Annotated in this window: 15 protein-coding genes; 7 read left to right on the plus strand and 8 right to left on the minus strand. The window is 66.7% G+C overall.

Annotated features, from left to right (window positions below; all coding sequences use genetic code 11):
• Nucleotides 1-5: 5 nt before the first annotated feature.
• Nucleotides 6-1283: a M20 metallopeptidase family protein gene (locus ACWDTI_RS18225; protein ID WP_449739517.1), complete on the plus strand. Its 1278-nt coding sequence runs from the start codon at nt 6-8 to the stop codon at nt 1281-1283.
• Nucleotides 1284-1288: 5 nt separating this feature from the next.
• Here ACWDTI_RS18225 and ppk2 read toward each other — a convergent pair whose 3' ends face one another.
• The 7 genes from ppk2 to ACWDTI_RS18260 all read right to left on the minus strand — a co-directional run bounded on the left by ppk2 (nt 1289) and on the right by ACWDTI_RS18260 (nt 9549).
• Nucleotides 1289-2137 (minus strand): polyphosphate kinase 2, encoded by an 849-nt coding sequence (gene ppk2 / locus ACWDTI_RS18230; protein ID WP_449739518.1) that lies wholly within the window; start codon nt 2135-2137, stop codon nt 1289-1291.
• 18 nt (nt 2138-2155) lie between these two features.
• Complete coding sequence (locus tag ACWDTI_RS18235) at nt 2156-2830, minus strand: TetR/AcrR family transcriptional regulator (RefSeq protein ID WP_449739519.1); 675 nt, start codon at nt 2828-2830, stop codon at nt 2156-2158.
• A 23-nt stretch (nt 2831-2853) separates the two neighbouring features.
• Nucleotides 2854-3600: an ABC transporter ATP-binding protein gene (locus tag ACWDTI_RS18240; protein ID WP_449739520.1), complete on the minus strand. Its 747-nt coding sequence runs from the start codon at nt 3598-3600 to the stop codon at nt 2854-2856.
• A gap of 5 nt (nt 3601-3605) precedes the next feature.
• On the minus strand, nt 3606-4418 hold the full coding sequence (locus ACWDTI_RS18245) for an ABC transporter ATP-binding protein (RefSeq protein ID WP_449739521.1): 813 nt from the start codon (nt 4416-4418) through the stop codon (nt 3606-3608).
• Nucleotides 4411-6417: an ABC transporter permease gene (locus ACWDTI_RS18250; RefSeq protein WP_449739522.1), complete on the minus strand. Its 2007-nt coding sequence runs from the start codon at nt 6415-6417 to the stop codon at nt 4411-4413. Before ACWDTI_RS18250 ends, ACWDTI_RS18245 begins: the two co-directional genes overlap by 8 nt.
• 5 nt (nt 6418-6422) lie before the next feature.
• A complete protein-coding gene (locus ACWDTI_RS18255) occupies nt 6423-7685 on the minus strand; it encodes an ABC transporter substrate-binding protein (RefSeq protein ID WP_449739523.1) in 1263 nt (420 codons plus the stop codon).
• A 229-nt stretch (nt 7686-7914) separates the two neighbouring features.
• Entirely contained in the window at nt 7915-9549 is a 1635-nt protein-coding gene (locus tag ACWDTI_RS18260) for an FMN-binding glutamate synthase family protein (protein WP_449739524.1), read from the minus strand.
• 122 nt (nt 9550-9671) lie between these two features.
• On the opposite strand from ACWDTI_RS18260, the gene ACWDTI_RS18265 reads away from it, so the two are divergent.
• The 6 genes from ACWDTI_RS18265 to ACWDTI_RS18290 all read left to right on the plus strand — a co-directional run bounded on the left by ACWDTI_RS18265 (nt 9672) and on the right by ACWDTI_RS18290 (nt 16010).
• Complete coding sequence (locus ACWDTI_RS18265; protein WP_449739525.1) at nt 9672-10106, plus strand: MarR family winged helix-turn-helix transcriptional regulator; 435 nt, start codon at nt 9672-9674, stop codon at nt 10104-10106.
• A gap of 38 nt (nt 10107-10144) precedes the next feature.
• Nucleotides 10145-11818 carry an MFS transporter gene (locus ACWDTI_RS18270; protein WP_449739633.1) on the plus strand — a complete coding sequence of 558 codons (1674 nt, stop codon included), beginning with the start codon at nt 10145-10147 and terminating at the stop codon, nt 11816-11818.
• 5 nt (nt 11819-11823) lie between these two features.
• Entirely contained in the window at nt 11824-12951 is a 1128-nt protein-coding gene (locus ACWDTI_RS18275; RefSeq protein ID WP_449739526.1) for a DNA adenine methylase, read from the plus strand.
• A gap of 166 nt (nt 12952-13117) precedes the next feature.
• Nucleotides 13118-14179 (plus strand): amidohydrolase family protein, encoded by a 1062-nt coding sequence (locus ACWDTI_RS18280; RefSeq protein ID WP_449739527.1) that lies wholly within the window; start codon nt 13118-13120, stop codon nt 14177-14179.
• A 2-nt stretch (nt 14180-14181) separates the two neighbouring features.
• Complete coding sequence (locus ACWDTI_RS18285) at nt 14182-14979, plus strand: iron-sulfur cluster assembly protein (protein WP_449739634.1); 798 nt, start codon at nt 14182-14184, stop codon at nt 14977-14979.
• A 5-nt stretch (nt 14980-14984) separates the two neighbouring features.
• Complete coding sequence (locus tag ACWDTI_RS18290) at nt 14985-16010, plus strand: NAD(P)-dependent alcohol dehydrogenase (protein ID WP_449739635.1); 1026 nt, start codon at nt 14985-14987, stop codon at nt 16008-16010.
• On the opposite strand, the gene ACWDTI_RS18295 is transcribed toward ACWDTI_RS18290, so the two are convergent.
• Entirely contained in the window at nt 16000-17241 is a 1242-nt protein-coding gene (locus ACWDTI_RS18295) for a multidrug effflux MFS transporter (RefSeq protein ID WP_449739528.1), read from the minus strand. The two genes, ACWDTI_RS18290 and ACWDTI_RS18295, sit on opposite strands and share 11 nt — an antisense overlap.
• Nucleotides 17242-17248 lie beyond the last annotated feature (7 nt).

Here is a 17248-nt window from a genome sequence, read left to right on the forward strand (position 1 = left end):
GCTGCATGAGCGCAGGCGTGGAGAACACCCGATCGGCCATCGACGAGGCCGTCGACCGCATCCATCCGGACCAGATCGCCTGGCGCCACCACCTGCACGCCAACCCGGAGCTCTCCAATCGCGAAGTGAACACCGAGGCGTTCATCGTCGAACGACTGGCCGAGGCCGGGGTCGACGAGATCCATCAGGGCATCGCCGGTCACGGTGTGGTCGCCGTATTGCGCGGGGGCCACGACGGCGAACGCATCGCCGGTCTGCGCGCCGACACCGATGCGCTGCCGGTGGCCGAGGACTCCGGGGTGGAGTTCGCCTCGACCGTCGTCGACGAGACCTACCCGGGCGGACCGTTCCCGGTATCCCATGCGTGCGGGCACGACTGCCACACCTCGACCGTGCTCGCCGCGGCCCACGTCCTGGGATCGGTCCGCGACCGTCTGCCCGGGTCGGTGATGTTCATCTTCCAGCCCGCGGAGGAGGGACCGCCGGTGGACGAGAGCGGCGGCGCCCAGGCGATGGTCGACTCCGGGATCTTCGCGTCGGCGAGACCGTCGATGGTGTTCGGGATGCACGTCATTCCGCTTCCCAAGGGCATCGTCGGCGTACACGTCGGCAACGCGTTCGCGGCGTCATGCCTGATCAAGGTCACCGTCGAGGGCAAGCAGGTCCACGGCTCCACCCCCTGGTACGGGGTCGACCCGTATCCGGTTGCAGCACAGATCATTTCCGGAAGCGCCCAGATCTATCGGCAGGTGCCCGCGACGAATGCGATCACCGTGTCGTTCGGTCATCTCGAGGATGTCGGCCGGTTCAACGTCATCGGCTCGACCGTGACGATGTGGGGCACGATCCGCTGCCTGGACACCGGCGACATGTCGGTGGTGCAGGATCACCTGCGCCGGCTCGTCGAGCACTCGGCGGCCTCGTTCGGTGCAACCGCCACGGTCGAGTATCTGCAGGACGTGCCGCCGGTGACCAACACCGTCGAGTGGGTGGAGAAGATCCGGCCGACGATCGAGCGGGTCGTCGGACCCGAGCGGGTCATCGACGCACCGGCCGCCCTCGGCTACGACGACATGTCGGTGTTCGTCCGCGACTTCGGCGGCGCCTACTTCACATACGGCGTCCAGGACACCTTGGTGGCAGGCGACACCATGCTGCCGGCAGAGGGCGGCCGGGGCATGGCGATGAACCACAACCCGGGCTTCTACGCCGACGACGACTCGCTGCGCGATTACCTGCGCATCTTCGCCCATGTCGCCCACGATCATCTGATGGGCGACTGAGTCCCTCAGTACCGCGACGGAATCCGGGTCACCGGTAGCTCGGTGCCCACGTGCTCATCGCTGACCTTCCGCTTCGGCAGTTCGATGTCGGGCGCGGACAGCGGCTCGTACGGCACCTGATCGAGCAGGTGCCTGATGATGTTGAGTCGCCCGCGTTTCTTGTCGTCGGTGTTGGCGACGTACCAGGGGGCCCATCCGGAGTCGGTGTAGCGGAACATGTCGTCGCGGGCCGCCGTGTAGTCGTCCCAGTGGGTGTAGGACTCCACATCCATCGGGGAGAGCTTCCAGTACTTGCGCGGGTCGGTGAGTCGGCTCTCGAGGCGGGCGGTCTGTTGTCCCTCGCTGACCTCGAGCCAGTACTTGATGAGGATGATCCCCGAGCGGACCATGGCGCGCTCCATGTCGGGTGCGTCGCTGAGGAATTGCTTCGTCTGTTCCTCGGTGCAGAATCCCATGACGCGCTCGACGCCGGCACGGTTGTACCAACTGCGGTCGAAGATGACCACCTCGCCGGCCGCCGGGAAGTGCGGGACGAACCGCTGCACGTACATCTGCGACTTCTGACGCTCGGTCGGCGTCGGCAGCGCGATGACGCGGAACACCCGGGGACTCACCCGTTCGGTGATCGCCTTGATCACGCCGCCCTTACCCGCCGTGTCCCGGCCCTCGAACACCACGCAGATCTTCGCGCCGGACGATTTCACCCACTCCTGCAGGGCGACTAGTTCGGCGTGCAAGGTCTTGAGCTCTTTGAGGTACTCCTTGTTCTTCATCAAAGGCTGTGGTGCCGAGTCGGTTTCGACGGCCGCCGGCCGAACGGTCTTGCCGTGTGACTTCTTGGATTTCTTACCCACAGACCGACTCTACGACAGTCACGGCTTCGTGAGGGACGCATCGATGGCCAGGAGTTGCTCGGGCCGCACATCTCGCAACACCGCGAGCGTCGCCGTCATCGCGAGGTCGCAGGCGGCGTCGATGTCGGCCCCGTCCACGATCAGCGCGCGGTAGGCGATGTCCAGACTCATGCCGATCAGCAACGAGGCGAGCGTGTCCGCACTGGCCGCGATCTCCACGCCGCGGGCCGCGTAGTTCTCCCGCAGGCGCGCCGCGACCCGGGGTTCGAGGGTGGCATAGAGTCGTCGACCCGGGTCCTCGGCCTCCTGTCGGTGGGCCAGCAGTACCCGTAACCCTTCCGGATTTCGGCGGGCGTACTCGAACGTCGCTTCCACCGAGTGCCGGGCCCGGGCTCCGAAGGGCATGTCGAGCCCTTCGTCGTAGGCGGCGAACATCCAGGCGGTGAACTCGTCGAGTTCTCGTACCACCACCTTGTCGAACAGTTCGTCCCGAGAGCCGAAGTGCGCGTACAGCGTGACGCGGGTGGTGCCGGCGGCCTCGGCGATCATGTCCATCGTGACGCGTTCGGCACCCTGCTCGGCGATGACCGCCCGTGCGGCGTCGAGGAGTTCGGCATCGGTCGGCCGGTTGCGTGTGCTCAGTTTGCGCTTGCGCCGGTCTCGACGATCGCCTTCTCCGGTGTGGGCCACCACGCTGTCTCCTCCGGTGTCGCGTCTCAGCCGGCGCCGTGGGCTGCGCTCAACCGGCCGAAGTATGCGTCCTCGACGGTATCCCGCCGATCCCGCAGTTCGCGCGCCGAACCGGTCAGCGCCACCCGACCGTGGTGCAACACGATGGCCGAGTCGGCGATACCGAGCGCGAGGTCGATGTGCTGCTCCACCAGGACCACCGCCATCTGCTGGTCGTCGGCGATGGATCGCAGCCGCGGCAACAGGTCCTGGACCGCGATCGGCGAGAGCCCCAGACTGAGTTCGTCGATCAGGAGCACCGACGGCCGGGTGAGCAGTGCCTTGGCCAGCGCCAGCATCTGCTGTTCGCCACCCGACAGGTTGCCGCAGCGCCGTCCGCGGAGGTCGGCCAGCCGGGGAAAGTGCTCGTAGACGGTGTCGATGCTGCCGCCGCCCTTGCGCTTGGCCAGGCGCAGGTTGTCGGCGACCGACAGTCGGTGGAACACGCCGCGGTTGTCGGGTACCAGGGTGATGCCGCGACGCGCGTTGCGTTCGACGTGACCGTCGATCGGCTGGCCGAGCGCGGTGATCGTCCCCGACATGAGCGGTATCGCGCCGACCGCGGCCAGCAGGGTCGTGGTCTTGCCCGCGCCGTTCGGGCCGAGGAGCGCGAGGATCTCGCCCGCACCGACGGCCGCCGAGAAGTTGCGGACGGCGGGCACCCCGCCGTACCCGACGGTGATCTCGTCGATCGACAACACGGGATCGGCGGTGTTGGTGGTGGTCTCACCCATGGGGGTCACTCTCCGCCCGGTTCGGTGGTGGTCGCCGGGGTACCGGTCGTCAGATCGGCCTGCACCTCGGCACTGCCGAGGTAGGCGGCGACCACTGCGGGATCGTTTTGGATCTCCTCCGGCGACCCGGCGGCGATCACCCGGCCGAAGTCCAGCACGTAGAGGCGGTCGCAGACATCGAGCACCAGAGACATGTCGTGGTCGATCAGCAGGATGCCGATCCCGTCGGCGGCGATGCGACGCAGTTCCCCGCCGAACTCCTTGCTCTCGTGCGTGTCGAGTCCGGCCGCGGGCTCGTCGAGTAGCACCATCCGTGTGCCGCCGACCAGCGCTCGGGCGACGCCGGCGAGTTTCTGCTGCCCGAGGCTCAGTTCGCCGGGACGCCGATCGGCGACCGCGGTCAGCCCGACCTTCTCCAGGGCGTCCTCCACCACGCCGGCCGGCGGCGGCGACCCGGTGAACACGTCGAAGAACAGCGCGCGCAATCCGACGCGCTGCACGGCCACCGCGAGGTTCTGTGCAATCGTCAAGTCGGCGAACAGCTCTCCGGCCTGCCAGGTCCGGGCCATGCCGGCGTTGCGACGACGGTGCGGACTCTTGCGCTCGATCCGATCACCGTCGAGCAGCACGTGACCCGACGACTTGGTGAAGCCGGTGACGGCATCCACGAAGGTCGTCTTGCCGGCGCCGTTGGGCCCGATGAGCCCGACGATCTCGCCCGGCTCGACGGTGATGTCGATATCCGCGTTGGCGGTGACACCGCCGTACCGTACCGAGAGCCCGTGGGTCTCGAGGAGCGGCGTGGGATTCTCAGGCATGCGCACCGGCCTCCGAGTTCGATTGCACAGCAACCTGTTCCGATTCCTCTGCGGTGCCGTCGGGCCGTCGGGATCGCACCTTGTCGACGAGGTCGGACACCGCGCCGGTCAGCCCCACCGGGTTCAGCACGGCCATCAGCAGCAGCCCGCCGGCCGCGATCAGGTCGTAGTATTCGCCGAGATTCAGGGTCTGGTTGAGGAACACATACCCGACGCCGAGCGGCCCGATGACGCCCGCGACGAAAGCGCCGGCGACCGAGGTGATCCCGCCGACATAGGTCATCGCCAGCAGAGTGAGACCGATCATCACCGTGAACGAACCGGCAGAGAGCTGGCCGCGGCTGTAGCCGATCAGGCAGCCGCCGACCCCGGCGAGGAACGCCGACAACGCGAATCCGAGCAGCTTCGTCGACGCCACGTTGATGCCGACCGAGGCGGCGGCACGCTCGTTGGAGCGGACCGCGAGAAACGACCGGCCGGTGGAGCCCGACATGAAGCGCATCACCGCGAGCGTGGCGACCGCGACCACCACCAGCACCATGAGCGCGAACCGGATGGTCACCAGGTTGGTGCCGTCGCGCACACCGAGATCCAGCCCGAACAATGTCGGGTCCACGATCATGTTGCCCTCGAATGCGGTGATCTCCGGGTTGTTGAAGACGAAACTCTGGATCGCCACCGCGGCCGCCAGGGTGACCACCGCAAGCTGCGCGCCCCGAATCCGCAACGCCGGCACCCCGACCAGGATGCCGAGGAAGGTCGCGATCAGCGACGCGATGAAGATGCTGAACGGGAACGGCACATGCCAGTTGACCGTCAGCTTGGACAGGGCGAACCCCGCGGTACCGGCAAATGCCATGGCCGCCAACGAGATCTGCCCGAGATAGCCGGTCAGCAACACCAGGGACAGCGCGATCAGCGAGAGGATGACGGAGGTCACGACGCCGAATCGCCATGTGCCCGAGGTGAACAGGATCACGGCCGTCACCGCGGCGATCACCAGCGCGATCGGTATCACCCGCATCCGTGGGATGTGGACCGCAGGCATCTTCACCTCGCCGAGCGAGCCCCGCGACGGTATGCGGCCACCGAATGCGAACAGGGCGATCACCACGATGAGGAACGGCAGCGCGTCACCCAGGCCGGCCTGCGCCCACTCCGGCCACCAGTCCTTGGTGGTGAGCCAGGTGATCACCGCCTGGAACGACCCGAGCACCAGACCTGCGGCACAGGCGATGCCGAAGGAGGACAGGCGCCCGACGAGCGCCACCGCGAGCGCCGGGATCACATAGAAGGTGTAGCTGGTGACGTTGAGCCCGATGGTGAACGCCGCCAGGATGACGATCAGACCGGTGGCCGCTCCGGTCATCGCCCAGATGATCGCGGCGAGGCGGTCGGGCGAATAGCCGGTGAGTCGGGCGGCGAGTTCATCTTCCGAACCGGCGCGGGTCGCCACGCCCAGGGTCGTCAGCCGGAAGTAGGCCCAGAACATGACCGCGATGAGGATGGCGGTGGCCGCGAGGATCAGGTCGGAAATGTTGATGACCGCGCCGGCCAACCCGATCGTGCCGTCCGGGAGGATCGGCAGGGCGAGGAGATTCTCTGTGTCGAAGCGCAATTGGACGAGCGCCTGGACGAAGAGCATCAACCCCACCGACGCGACCACCTGTGCGAGCACCGGTGCCCGGCGCAGTGGCCGGAAGACGAGCAGGTGCGCCGCGAGTGACCAGATCACCGCGTACACCACACCGATGCCGATGGCCGCGACCATCGGCGTCGGGTGGTCCTGGCTGCCGAGCGGGATCGAACCGACCGGCAGCACCAGGCTGCCGTCGGTGCGAAGGGCGGCAACGACATACACCGCCCACAGACCGATCGCACCCTGCGCGAAGTTGATGATCCCGGTCGCCGCGTGTACCGCGACAAGCGACGACGCCAGGACCGCATACACCGCACCGGTCGACAGACCCAGGAAGACGAACTGCAGAAACTGACCCATTGCGGTTATGCAGCACCCGGAATGGCCTTGAGCACTTCAGGACTCGGCGTGATGAACCCACCGCCCACCGGCTTGGTGGTCTTGTCGGAGGTCACCTCGAACAACAGCATCTCGGTGGTGCAGTTCGGGGTGGTGGGCTTGCCGCACGTGAGCTTCGGACCGAGGAAGCTCTGGAATCCGTTGAGCCCCTTGAGAGCGGTGAGCACGTTGGGACCGGTGAAGTCGGTGACCTTGGCCTGGTTGAGCCCGTTCACCATGTCGGTGAGGATGGAGAATGCGCCGTAGGCGTAGAACCCACCGGTGCCACCCTGCTGGTCGATGTACTTCTGCGCGATCGCCAGGTTGCTCTTGGCCGGCTCCGGAGCCGAATCCTTCGCGGGCGGTTGCCATCCCGGCGAATAGGTTTCCGCGCCGACGGCCTGGGCGCCCAGTGTGTCGATGAACTCGGTGCAGGCCGCCATGAACATCGTGCCCTTGTAGCCCACCGACCGCAGGGACTGCGCCAGCTTGGTGCAGGTGTTGTCGTTGGGGGAGGTCATCAGACCGGCCGCATCCGGGTTGCCCTCGGCGAGCGTCGTCGCCAGCGCGGTGAAGTTCGGTCCCGTCGGCGGATAGTAGACGCTCTTGACGGTGATCCCCAGTTGCTTGCCGAGCGGGGCAAGCAGGCCGTCGAACACCTGATGTGCTTGTGGCAGATCGGCATTGGCGAGTGTCAGGGACGTCTTGCCCTGCTGCTTGAGCGTCTGCATGAATCCGACGAGGAAGGCCGCGGGCGGCGGGCCGAAGTAGACCCGGTTGTCGGCGGAGGCGCCGGTCGCCGTGTTGAACGGGATCTGCCCGATGAGCGGGATCTTCGCCGACGTCAGGATCGGCACTGCGGCCAGCGATTCCGAGTCGTAACCGTCGACCGCGGCGACGACTCCGGCCTGCACGAACTGGTTCGCGCAGGCGATGGTGGATTCCGGCGCGGTCTGGTCGATGCCGCAGTCGACGACCTCGATCGGCCGCCCGTTGAGACCGCCGAGCTGGTTGTTGATGTAGTCGACGGCAGCCTTCTGCCCGGTGGCGACACCGGCCTGCGTGGCGGGTCCCTTGGACGGGTCGAAGAGTCCGATCTTGACCGGGTCGCCGGTCGCCTTGACGCCGCTCTCGTCTGCGGCGCTCGATCCACCGCTGGAGCTGCTGTTGTCGCTGCTACACGCGGCAACGGTAAACGCACAGGTCGCGGCAATGGCCACCGCAACGATCCGGCCGGTTCTTCTTCGCATTCGCACTTTTCGCCTTCCTGGCGTCCGGTGGGCACGACAGATCAGCCCACCAGGGCATGTGGTCACGTCACGGGGGTACTGCCACGAACGCCGGGTGGCGAACGTCGAGCGCAAATCCGACATGTGACCTGCGCCACCCGAAAACTAGCCGAAGCCTTACAGGCGTGTCAAGCTGTTGTTAGACGGCCAAATCAATTGCGCGCGAACGACGCACGAGACCTGAGGTGGGTCAGATGTCCAATTCCGGCTGCACCAGTCGGCGGTACCGCGCTCCGCCGTCACCGGCCGGCGCGAACGAGTCCGGATCGGCGAGCGCCCAGTCTGCCCGCCACGATTCCGGCGGGACGGCCAGCAACTCTCCCGGTGTCAGCCACTCGAAGAGTTCGGCGTACGAACTCTGCTCGGTGGGCGAGACGCGCTTGCGCAACTGATGCGGCGACAGTTGCGCCGGGTCCGATATCCCCATCGATCCCATCAGACGCATCGCCTGCGCGACGGTGGCGTGCTGATATCGGTAGACGCGTTCGGCCTTGTCCACCACGTCGATGGCGCGGGCACGCCGCGGATCCTGTGTCGCCACGCCGACCGGACACTTGTTGGTGTGACAGCGCTGCGACTGGATGCAACCGACCGCCATCATCATGGCGCGGGCCGCATTCGTGTAGTCCGCACCCTGGATCAGGCGTTTGACGATGTCGTTGCCGGAGGCCACTTTTCCGCTCGCCCCGATCCGAATCCGATCGCGCAGACCAACGCCGACCAGGGCGTTGTGCATGGTCATCAGCCCGTCGGTGAGCGGAAGTCCGACGTGATCCTCGTATTCGAGTGGGGCCGCAGCGGTTCCGCCCTCCGCGCCGTCGACGATGATGAAATCCGGAGTGCTCTGCTCCTCGACCATGGCCTTGCACATCGCGAGCACATCCACACGCGAGCCGACGCACAGTTTGAAGCCAACCGGCTTGCCCTGGGACAGTTCTCGCAGTCGGGCGACGAACCCGATCAGCTCGCGGGGCGTGGAGAACGCCGAGTGGGCCGGCGGGCTGACACACTTCCGGCCGACGGGGATGCCCCGGTACCGGGCGATCTCCTCACTGACCTTGGCGGCCGGCAGAACGCCACCGATACCGGGTTTCGCACCTTGACTGAGCTTCACCAGGATGCCTTTGACGCGCTCGTCGGCCGCTTTCTCGGTGAACTGATCGGGATCGAAATGTCCGTCGTCGGTACGGGTTCCGAAGTAGGCCGATCCGATCTCCCAGATCACGTCCGCGCCGCGCTGGTGGTAGGGCGTCAGACCGCCTTCGCCGGTTTCATGGGCGAATCCACCCTTGCGGGCGCCGTCGTTCAAGGCCTTGACGGCGTTTGCCGACAGCGCCCCGAAGCTCATCGAGGACACGTTCAACAACGCCATGTCGTACGGCTGGGTGCAGTCCGGGCCGCCGACCCGAACCCGGAAGGGCTCGTCGGGTGGATCGAGCGGCGCGGCGGAGTGCACCAGGTACTCGTAGCCGGGCCGGTCGATGTCGCGCTCGGTGCCGAACGCGAGTTCCGCGGCGGTACCGGTCGCCCGCTCGTAGATCAGGGATCGCACGTCGCGGTCGTACGGACGCCCGTCGAAGTTGCGCTCGATGAAGTACTGCTGGATCTCGGGCCGGATGCCCTCGAACAGGAAGCGCATGTGGCCGAGCACCGGGTAGTTGCGCAGGATCGAATGGCGGCGCTGGACGAGGTCGTACACCCCGACCCCGGCCAGCAGCGTCACGATCACCGCAGCGACGATCCATCCCCATGGACCGATCACCGCGAGCACGATCGCGATCACCGCAAGGGCGACAAGAGCAACTACACCGGTGAATCGAAACACGTGTACCTCCCTGCGCGCCCGGGTCCCCTCCGTGCGACGGCTACCGAGAGCGTGCCACATTCGGTGGCCCCCGGTGACAAAAGCACTTTATCAACTAAGACTTATCAGTGTAGATTGATGACATGGCTGATCCGGATGTCCTCGACGTCGCGTCCCACCTGCGTGTCACCATCGGATCGTTGGTGCGCCGACTCCGCCAGCACCGGGGGCAAGACGATCCCAGCGTTCCGGAAACCTCGGTGCTCGCCCGCCTCGACCGCTGCGGCCCGACGACGTCCGCGGAATTGGCCCGGCGGGAACAGGTCACCCCGCAGTCGATGGGCGTCACCATCGCCGGACTGCTCGAACGCGGCTACCTCGATCGTGCCCCCGATCCCAGCGACGGCCGGCGGGTGCTGGTCAGTCTGAGCGAGGCCGGCTCCGCGGCACTGTCCGATCGGCGCAACCATCGGACGCGGGCCATCGCCGACGCGATGTCGGAGACGTTGACCGACGACGAGATCGCCGCGGTCGCCACGGCGCTGCCCCTGCTCGACCGATTGGCGAACGCGCTGTGACCGCAGCGCAGACCGACGCCGTCGACGCCGCTCCCCGCATCCCGACCCGGCCCGACCGCTACCGCTGGGTCGCCCTGTCCAACACCACCGCGGCCGTCTTCATGTCGGCGCTCGACGGCTCGATCGTGATCATCTCGCTGCCGGCGATCTTCCGCGGCATCGGCCTCGATCCCCTCGCACCGGAGAACATCGGCTACCTCTTGTGGATGATCATGGGCTACCGCCTCGTCCAGGCGGTCGCGGTCACCACGCTCGGCCGACTCGGCGACATGTTCGGTCGCGTCCGCATCTACAACGCCGGGTTCGTGGTGTTCACCGTCGCGTCGATCCTGTTGTCCTTCGATCCTTTCCACGCCTCGGCGGCGGCGGTCTGGCTGATCGGGTGGCGGGTACTGCAGGCACTCGGCGGCTCGATGCTCACGGGCAACTCCGCGGCCATCCTCACCGACGCGTTCCCGGCCGACCGTCGCGGATTCGCGTTGGGGCTCAACCAGGTTGCCGCGCTCGCGGGCCAGCTCACCGGCCTGGTGCTGGGCGGCTTGCTCGCCGCCTGGGACTGGCGTGCGGTGTTCTGGGTGAACGTGCCGATCGGCCTGTTCTTCACCGTCTGGGCCTATCGCAAGCTGCGCGACAACGGAGAACGCCACCCCGGCCGCATCGACTGGTGGGGCAACGGCAGTTTCGCGATCGGCCTCTCGGCGATCCTCATCGCCATCACCATCGGCCTGCAGCCCTACGGCGGGCACACCATGGGGTGGACCAACCCGAAGGTGATCGTGCTGCTCGCGGCCGGCGTCGGCCTGCTGATCGCATTCGTGTTCATCGAGCGCCATGTCGCCGAGCCGATGATCGAGTTGGGGCTCTTCCGGATTCGCGCCTTCACCGCGGGCAACATCGCCGCCCTCTGCGCGTCGCTGGCGCAGGGCGGACTTCAGTTCATCCTGATCATCTGGCTGCAGGGCATCTGGCTGCCGTTGCACGGCTACGACTACGCCGACACCCCGCTCTGGGCGGGCATCTTCCTGCTGCCGCTGACCCTCGGGTTCTTCGTCTCCGGGCCGCTGACCGGAGCGATGTCGGACCGGTTCGGCGCCCGCGGTTTCGCGACGATGGGCATGGTGTTGTTCGGCTCGAGCTTCGTCGGACTGCTGTTCCTGCCGATCACCTTCCCGTACTGGGCGTTTGCTCTGCTGATCGCACTGAACGGGGTCGGCACGGGCATGTTCGCCGCACCGAACACCTCGTCGATCATGAGCAGCGTCCCAGCCCGCTACCGCGGCGTGGCGTCCGGCATGCGTGCGACCTTCCAGAATTCGGGCACCGCACTGTCGATCGGGGTGTTCTTCTCGCTGATGATCGTCGGACTCTCGACGCATCTGCCGTCGGCCATGTCGGCAGGCCTTCAGGGACAGGGTGTTCCGGCGTCGGTCGCGGCCGACGTCGCCAACCTGCCGCCGGTCGCGTCACTGTTCTCCGCCATCCTCGGCGTCAATCCGATCGAGCATCTGCTCGCCGGCACCGGCGTGCTCCCGACGCTCACCGGTACCCAGCAGGCGGCGCTCACCGGGCACAGTTTCTTCCCCCAGCTGCTGTCCGGACCGTTCCACGACGGACTCGTGGTGGTGTTCACCGTGTCGATCGCGCTATCGGTGTGTGCCGCGGTGGCGTCGGCGTTGCGGGGACCGCGGCGCGCGGACTTGGCAGCACAATAGGGGACGTGCCCGCCGAGGAGAGATCCACCACCGTCGTCGACGAGGACCCCGCCTACCTCGCCGATCAGCTCCTCACCTACCTCGGCAACAAGCGCTCGCTCCGGCGTCTGATCGACCGCGCGGCCGCGCAGGTCGCCGATCGGCTCGGCCGCAAGATGACCGTGCTCGACGCATTCTCGGGCAGCGGCGCCGTGTCGCGGCTGTTGAAGGCGAGGTCGTCGACGGTCATCGCCAACGATCTCGAATCGTATGCCCGCGTGATGAGCCAGTGTCACCTCGCCAACCGCCGCGACGTCGATCTCGGTGAGATCTCCCGTCTGATAACCGATTTCACCTCGATGGTGGATACCGGATACCACGTCGACGGCTTCATCGAGGAGCTCTACGCCCCCGACGACGACGCCGACATCCGGCCCGGCGAACGGGTCTTCTACACCCGCGACAACGCCCGGCGACTCGATGCGTTCGCGACGCTGATCGGTGGGCTCGACGACCACCTCAAGCCGTTCCTGTTGGCGCCGTTGCTGTCCGCGGCATCGGTGCATGCCAACACCGCCGGCGTGTTCAAGGGTTTCTACAAGGACCGGGCGACCGGCGTCGGCCGGTTCGGCGGCTCCGGAGAGGACGCCCTGGTGCGCATCCTCGGGGCCATCGCGCCGTCGGTGCCCGTGCTCAGCCGCCACGACGCGGAGACGGTCGTGCTGCAGATGGACGCCAACGAACTCCCCGACCGCATCGGGCACGTCGATCTCGCCTACCTCGACCCGCCCTACAACCAGCACCCGTACGGGTCGAACTACTTCATGCTCAACCTGATCGCCGACTACCGGCGTCCCGCGCAGACGAGCGCCGTGTCCGGGATCCCCGTCGACTGGAATCGGTCCGGGTACAACGTGCGCCGGGAATCTCCGCAGCTGATGCGCCGACTCGTCGACGACCTCGATGCGTCGTTCCTGCTGGTGTCGTTCAACGACGAGGGTTTCATCTCACCCCAGGAGATGACCGAGATCCTGACCGCGGTCGGTACCGTGACCGAATTCCGGGAGCGCTACAACACCTTTCGTGGCAGCCGTAATCTCCGGGGACGCGCCACGCACGTCACCGAGCATCTCTTCCTGGTCGAGAAGCACTGACCACCCACCGATCCATGCCGGAATCCTCGGCATTCGCACACCTCGTCCCACCTGCGCCGATCGATGTCTCACATTGAGACGTTGCCCGGCTCAACCGCGCCGCCGACGCTCCTAGTCTCACTCGTAGACGGTGTGACAGCCACCACACCGCGAGAGAGGATGCGTGATGTACACCAAGGACGGGAACAGCTATTTCATCGTCGACGCCCATATCGCGCTGTGGGACGGCCGGCCGGAGAACCAGCGCAACATCCACGGCAAACAGTTCATCGACTGCTTCTACGACTATCACAAGAATCTGTCACCGGAGTCGGAGGTGTGGAGCTACGAGGATTACCTGTACCAGGGCGGCGACCGCCTGATGAAGGACCTGTTCACCGATGGTTACGTCGACCATGCGATCTTCCAGCCGGCCTATCTCGGGGAGTTCTACTACAAGGGCTTCGGGCAGACCGAGGAGGCCTCCGAACTCGCGAAGAAGCATCCCGACAAGCTCACCTACAACCACTGCTTCGACCCGCGCAACGGTGAGGTCGGCCTCGACCAGCTCCGTATCGACGCCGAGAAGTACCAGTTGCAGGGCGTCAAGCTCTACACCGCCGAGTGGCACGGCGAGTCCCGCGGCTACAAGCTGACCGATCCGTGGGCCTACCGCTATCTCGAGGCGTGCCGGGATCTGGGCATCAAGAACATCCACATCCACAAGGGCCCGACCATCCGGCCGCTCGACCGGGATGCGTTCGACGTGGCCGACGTCGATCACGTGGCGACCGACTTCACCGACCTCAACTTCATCGTCGAACACTGCGGCCTGCCCCGGCTGGAGGACTTCTGCTGGATCGCCACCCAGGAACCGAACGTGTACGCGGGGCTGGCCGTCGCGATCCCGTTCATCCACAGCCGGCCCCGGTACTTCGCACAGATCATGGGCGAACTGCTCTACTGGGTCGGCGAGGACCGCATCTTCTTCGCCTCCGACTACGCGTTGTGGACGCCCCGATGGCTGATCGAGAGCTTCGTCGACTTCAACATCCCCGAGGACATGACCGAGTACCCGCAGATCACCCTCGAGCAGAAGAAGAAGATCCTCGGTCTCAACGCCGCCAAGATGTACGGCATCGACGTGCCGGCCGAGTTGCGGCTGGCCGACGCAGACGAAACCGCCACCGGCCCCCGTGGCGCCGACGAGGCCGCGGCCGGCGCACCCGATAATCTCGTGGGGGCGTGAGCATGGGCTTGCGCGAGGAGGTGATGACGGCGCTGTCGGCCGTCATCGACCCCGAACTCGACGAACCGATCACCGATCTCGGCTTTGTCCGGGAGGTCTCGGTCGACGACCACGACGTCGAAGTGCACCTGCGGCTCCCCACGTCGTTCTGCTCCCCGAACTTCGCGTATCTGATGGCCTCGGACGCGAAAGACGTACTGACCGGACTGGATTCGACGGAGCACGTGGTGGTCGAGCTCGACGACCACCACGACTCGGAGCTCATCAACGCCGGACTGGCCGCCGACGCCGGGTATCGCGGAACGTTCAAGCACGAAGCCCACGAGTCGCTCGACGAACTGCGAAACACGTTCATCCGCAAGGCACACACCGCCGCGATGGAACGCTGCCTCACCGGACTCCTGCGTGCCGATCCCAGCCGGCCCGTCGAGGGACTCGGCACGGTCACGATCGCGGATCTGCCCGACGACGAACACCGAGCCGCCTTGCTGCGCCGGCGCACGGCACTCGAATTGTCCACGGCGCCAGAGGCAATCGTCATGGTCGACGCCGACGGCGCCACCTACACACCCGAACAGGTGCCGATGGCGTTGCGGCGCGCACGTTCCACCCGGATCTCGATCGACGGCAACGCACACTTCTGCCGAGGTCTGCTGCGCACGCGCTATCCGGGCTCGGCGGACGATCAGGCGCCGCGCAGTCTCGGTAGCGAGCCGGCCGACGCATCCTACGATCCGACCTTTATTCCGTTGTCCACCCTCACCGTTCGACCCACTTCGCCCGAAGGAGCACTGCTGTGAGCACCATGCGCGCCGTACAGGTTGTCGGCTACCACCAGAACCTGGAGATGTCGGAGGTGGAAAAGCCCACGCCGACAGGACCATTCGATGTCATCGTGAAGATCGGCGGGGCCGGCGTGTGCCGCACCGATCTGCACATCCTGGAAGGCCAGTGGGCCGAGAAGTCACAGGTGCAACTGCCGTACACGATCGGCCACGAGAACGCCGGCTGGGTCGAGGCGGTGGGCCCCGACGTCACCAACGTCTCCGAGGGCGACAAGGTGATCGTCCATCCGCTCATCACCTGTGGGCTGTGCCGCGCATGCCGCTCCGGCGACGACGTGCACTGCATGCAGAACGCCTTTCCCGGCATCGACACCAACGGCGGCTACGCCGAATACCTCAAGACCTCGGCCCGCAGCGTGGTGAAGATCGACGACTCGCTCGAACCGTCGGACGTCGCCGCGCTCGCCGACGCGGGACTGACCGCCTACCATGCCGCGGCCAAGGCCGCGAAACGTCTGACCCCGCGCGACAAGTGCGTGATCATCGGCGCAGGCGGCCTGGGGCACATCGGGATTCAGGTGCTCAAGGCGCTCAGCCCGGCCGAGATCGTCGTCGTCGACCGCAATGCCGATGCAGTGAAACTGGCGCTGTCGATCGGCGCCGATCACGGTGTGGTGGCCGACGGCTCCCAGATCGAGCAGGTGCAAGAGCTCACCGGCGGCAACGGCGCCGAGGCCGTCGTCGACTTCGTCGGCGAGGGCGGCGCCACCAGTGAGGGCGTCGCGATGCTGCGCCGCGCCGGCGACTACTACGTTGTCGGCTACGGCGAGAACATCAACGTGCCGACGATCGACATCATCTCGACGGAGATCAATTTCATCGGCAACCTCGTCGGCTCCTACAACGACCTGTGCGACTTGATGGCACTCGCCGCCCGCGGCTCCGTGCACCTGCACACGCAGAAGTACACGCTCGACGACTTCCAGTCCGCGATCACCGACCTCGACAACGGGAACGTGCGCGGGCGGGCGATCCTCACGCCGTAGCGGTCCGGGCACCGCGCCCGGCAAACACGAACGCCAGCACCGCGATCACGGCGCAGGCGAGCATCACCACGGCCAGCGGTCCGGCGGTGTCCTCACCACGGATACTCACCAGCGGGGACACCACGGCCGCCAGGCCGAACTGGAGCGCACCCAACACCGCCGACGCGCTGCCCGCGGCCCTCGGGACCGCCTGCAACGCAAGCGCCGTCGCGTTGCCGAACACCAGACCGAGGCTGCCGACCGCCACGAAGATGGGTACCGCCAACCACCCGTCAGGCACCCCGGCGACCACCAGGAGACCGAAAACCGCTGTCGCCGCGGCGACCAGAGTGATGCCCGCGGCAACCAGCGTCCGCACCGCGTGGGTGGCCGTCAACCGCGCCGCCAGGCCACTGACGGCCATGAGCGCGAGCGCGTTCGCCCCGAACGCGAGGCCGTAACCGACGGCGCCGAACCCGATCATGTCCTGATACAGGAACGGCGATGCCGAGATGTAGGCCATCATCACCGCAAACGCGAAGGCGAACGTCAACGAGTAACCGACGAAGGCCCGCGACCGGAGCGCAGACAGCGGCGACTCCTCGTCCGCATGCCGCGCACGCACTGCCGCCCGCTGCTCGGCCGGCAGGGTCTCCCGCACCACCACGACGATCGACACCAGCATCACGATCGACAGGGCCAGAACCACGCCGAGAATGCCGCGCCAGCCGATCGGTCCAACGAGGAAACCGCCGAACAGCGGCGCGATCACCGGCGCGACCCCGCCGACGATCATCATCAGGCTGAACGCGCGGGCGGCGGCCCTCCCCCGCGCGAGGTCGGAGATGATCGCCCGACCGATCACCATGCCGGCCGCACCACCGAGCCCCTGCAGGAATCGTGCGACCACCAGCACCGAGATGCTCGGCGCCCACACCGCCACCGCACTCGCCACCACGCACAGCACGGCCCCGAAGAGCAGCGGACGCAGCCGGCCGAAACGATCCGACACCGGCCCGAACACCAGCTGTCCGGTCATCACCCCCACGAGGAAGGCGGTCAGGGTCAGTTGGACGGCCGTGGCCGACGCGGACAGTTCGTCGGTCATCTGCGGGAAGGCCGGCAGATACATGTCGGTCGCGAACGGAGCCACGGCCGACAGCAGAGCGAGGACCAGCAACAACGCACCACTGACCGGCGATGCGCCGGCATCGCGTCGCGAGGTGGTGCGCGGTAGGTCCTCGATTTTCATAGTTAGT

The organism is Gordonia sp. NPDC003424 (assembly GCF_053588655.1).